Consider the following 1,523-nt stretch of genomic DNA (forward strand, 5'->3'; position numbering starts at 1 on the left):
TGTTGGGTAGAACAGAGAAGAAGCTTTCGACATATCCCTCGACAATGCGAACCGCCGGGTCGATGGACTGGTTCATGTTGGCCTCATGCGGCGAGGAGTCCTCGGTCGACGGCCTGGGACCACTGCCCCCGCCGCACACCAACTGAACAAGCCCGGGGTCGAATGGTTGCCAGCAAAGGATGTGGAAGGGGCACAGCGATCCTTCGCTGCGAAGGCCTGTATTCGTTGACCCTGGTTGCCTGCAAAAGCGCATGGGCTTCAAGAACGGCGGGCGTGAAGTGGAACCGAAGGGGCGGCCGGGATCGACAACAATACGGCTCTGTCGAGATCGCCACGCAGATGATGCGCCAAGAGTTGCGCCTGGATTGAGCAGGAGCGTCTCGTCGAGAAAGTGATCGTGAAGCTCGTCGCGCTTGCGCTCCTGCGAGGCGACCAGGACGTACTTGCGAGCGTCGTCGGTCATCCGACCCGTCGGCTGGCTGTCACGCGCCCCGAGTTCCGCTCAGTTCGCGAGCGAGGCCGATGAACGCCTTGAGCGCGGCGGAAGCGTTGCGCCGCCCGGGGTAGTAGAGGCAGAGCCCGCCGAACGGCGGCGTCCAATCCTCCAGCACGCGGACGAGCCGCCGCGCCTCGATGTCGGCCCGCACGTCCTGTTCCATGAAGAAGCCGAGACCGATGCCTTCGAGCGCGGCGGTTCGCGCCAGGCTGGCCTCGTCCAATGTGATCGGCCCGTTCACGTCGATCTGGACCGCCCGTCCGCCTTTCTCGAAATGCCAACGATACAGAGCACCGTCGGGGAGGCGCACCCGGATGCATGGGTAGTCGAGTAGGTCGGGCGGGAGGCGCGGCCTGCCGTGCCTCTCGAAATAGGCCGGCGAACCCACGACGGCGAAGCGCTGCGGTCGACCGAGGGAGACCGAGATCATGTCGCTGGGCACGAGATCCGCGACGCGAACGCCGAGGTCGAATCCTTCGGCGACGATGTCGACCAATCGCCCTTCCGTGACGAGATCGACATGCACCTGCGGATAGCGGCGGAGAAACTCGAGAACCAGGGGTGAGAGGATCTCACGCGCGGCCAAAGGAAAGGTGTTGATGCGGAATGTGCCCGATGGAGTCGTCTGTCGTGACCGCGCCGTCTCCATCGCGCCGTGGATGTCATGGAGCGCCGGTCCGATCTGCTTCACGAAGGCTCCGCCGGCATCGGTCAGTGAGACGCTGCGGGTCGTGCGATGGAACAGGCGGACGCCGAGACCCGCCTCGAGCTTGCCGATGGCGTTGCTGAGCGTGGTCGTCGACATGCCGAGATCGAGCGCGGCGGCACGAAACGAGCCCCTGCGCGCAATGGCGATGACGGCATCGAGCTCGTTCAGGCCGGGTCGGTACATTGTCCCGCTTTTCCCAATACTCCATCCCGCTTCATCCCACTTATCGCAACGACGGTCTACGGCTACATGGGGCTCACTGACGCGGCGCAAGTCCACCCGTTCCGCAGGAGGTCCCCATGTCGAAGCTCCAGACGT

General features: G+C 64.3%; 1 protein-coding gene and 1 pseudogene. Both read right to left on the bottom strand.

All coding sequences use genetic code 11. From position 1 onward, the window contains the following. Positions 1-463: pseudogene (locus ABTU92_RS29490) on the bottom strand (hypothetical protein); the annotation flags it as partial. Between the two features lie 19 nt (positions 464-482). After that, positions 483-1,388 carry a LysR substrate-binding domain-containing protein gene (locus ABTU92_RS29495; protein WP_408095101.1) on the bottom strand — a complete coding sequence of 302 codons (906 nt, stop codon included), beginning with the start codon at positions 1,386-1,388 and terminating at the stop codon, positions 483-485. Positions 1,389-1,523: the final 135 nt, after the last annotated feature.

The organism is Rhodoplanes sp. SY1, from assembly GCF_046000175.1.
In the GTDB taxonomy this organism is placed as follows: domain Bacteria; phylum Pseudomonadota; class Alphaproteobacteria; order Rhizobiales; family Xanthobacteraceae; genus Rhodoplanes.